Annotated in this window: 1 tRNA gene and 1 rRNA gene; both read right to left on the reverse strand. The window is 54.9% G+C overall.

Features of this window, described 5'->3' with window-relative positions:
* Positions 1-142: 142 nt before the first annotated feature.
* Positions 143-219 (reverse strand) — tRNA-Ile (locus EB809_RS20830).
* 88 nt (positions 220-307) lie between these two features.
* Positions 308-1,848: ribosomal RNA gene (locus EB809_RS20835) — 16S ribosomal RNA — on the reverse strand.
* Positions 1,849-2,164: the final 316 nt, after the last annotated feature.

Raw genomic sequence — 2,164 nt, forward strand, 5'->3', positions numbered from 1 at the left:
GACCTCCTGCGTGCAAGGCAGGCGCTCTCCCAGCTGAGCTACAGCCCCAGTAAAGCTGTCAAGAATTGGGCAGATCGAGGCGTGTTTGGACGCCGCATAGCCTGCTATGCAAGTCCGAACACAACGATGAGCTGCGCAATTCTGGTGGGTCTGGGTGGACTTGAACCACCGACCTCACCCTTATCAGGGGTGCGCTCTAACCACCTGAGCTACAGACCCAATGGTATGGGCCCGTTTAGACCCTATGCTCTCTCTTCCACTGACCAAGTAATTCGTGTGGGCTCTGACCGAAGCGTTCGGCTTCGTTTAAGGAGGTGATCCAGCCGCAGGTTCCCCTACGGCTACCTTGTTACGACTTCACCCCAGTCATGAACCACACCGTGGTGATCGTCCTCCCGAAGGTTAGACTAACCACTTCTGGTGCAATCCACTCCCATGGTGTGACGGGCGGTGTGTACAAGGCCCGGGAACGTATTCACCGCGACATTCTGATTCGCGATTACTAGCGATTCCGACTTCACGCAGTCGAGTTGCAGACTGCGATCCGGACTACGACGCGTTTTAAGAGATTAGCTTGCCCTCGCGGGTTCGCAGCCCTCTGTGCGCGCCATTGTAGCACGTGTGTAGCCCTGGCCGTAAGGGCCATGATGACCTGACGTCATCCCCACCTTCCTCCGGTTTGTCACCGGCAGTCTCCCTAGAGTTCCCACCATCATGTGCTGGCAACTAGGGATAGGGGTTGCGCTCGTTACGGGACTTAACCCAACATCTCACGACACGAGCTGACGACGGCCATGCAGCACCTGTGTTTGGGTTCCCGAAGGCACCAATCCATCTCTGGAAAGTTCCCAACATGTCAAGGCCAGGTAAGGTTCTTCGCGTTGCGTCGAATTAAACCACATGCTCCACCGCTTGTGCGGGCCCCCGTCAATTCATTTGAGTTTTAACCTTGCGGCCGTACTCCCCAGGCGGTCGACTTAGTGCGTTAACTGCGCCACTAAGACTTCAAGAGTCCCAACGGCTAGTCGACATCGTTTACGGCGTGGACTACCAGGGTATCTAATCCTGTTTGCTCCCCACGCTTTCGCACCTCAGTGTCAGTATTGGTCCAGGTAGCCGCCTTCGCCACTGGTGTTCCTTCCTATATCTACGCATTTCACCGCTACACAGGAAATTCCACTACCCTCTACCATACTCTAGCCAGACAGTTCGAAATGCCGTTCCCAGGTTAAGCCCGGGGCTTTCACATCTCGCTTACCTAACCACCTACGCGCGCTTTACGCCCAGTAATTCCGATTAACGCTTGCACCCTCCGTATTACCGCGGCTGCTGGCACGGAGTTAGCCGGTGCTTCTTCTGTGAGTAACGTCAATCCTCAAGGGTATTAACCTTAAGGCCTTCCTCCTCACTGAAAGTGCTTTACAACCCGAAAGCCTTCTTCACACACGCGGCATGGCTGGATCAGGGTTGCCCCCATTGTCCAATATTCCCCACTGCTGCCTCCCGTAGGAGTTCGGGCCGTGTCTCAGTCCCGATGTGGCTGATCATCCTCTCAGACCAGCTACGGATCGTCGCCTTGGTAGGCCGTTACCCTACCAACAAGCTAATCCGACATAGGCACATCCAATAGCGCAAGGTCCGAAGAGCCCCTGCTTTCCCCCGTAGGGCGTATGCGGTATTAATCCGGGTTTCCCCGGGCTATCCCCCACTACTGGGCAGTTTCCTATGCATTACTCACCCGTCCGCCGCTCGTCAGCATCCAGCAAGCTGGATCTGTTACCGCTCGACTTGCATGTGTTAGGCCTGCCGCCAGCGTTCAATCTGAGCCATGATCAAACTCTTCAGTTTAAATCAAGCAGAAGCCGAAGCTTCTAAATCTGCTCAAGACAACACTCAAATTCATCCTCTCCGAAGAGAGTCTGACAGGTCGCTGCCTCGATATTTCTTGCCGAAATACCTCAGTCAGCGCCCACACGAATTACTTGGTCAATTTTTTAAAGAGCCGGGCTGTTGCCCTGTTGAGGCCGCGTATTCTACCGCTTCGCTCAACCTTGTCAACCGTTATTTTTCAGCGCTTTCGAGGCTTCCGAAAACCGCCGAGTCGTGCCGGCTGACCCGTTCAAGGTGGCGCGCATTCTACACTGCTTTGCCACCCTGTCAACCG

It is taken from the genome of Marinobacter sp. R17 (assembly GCF_003789045.1).
GTDB classification, from domain to species: domain Bacteria; phylum Pseudomonadota; class Gammaproteobacteria; order Pseudomonadales; family Oleiphilaceae; genus Marinobacter_A; species Marinobacter_A mangrovi.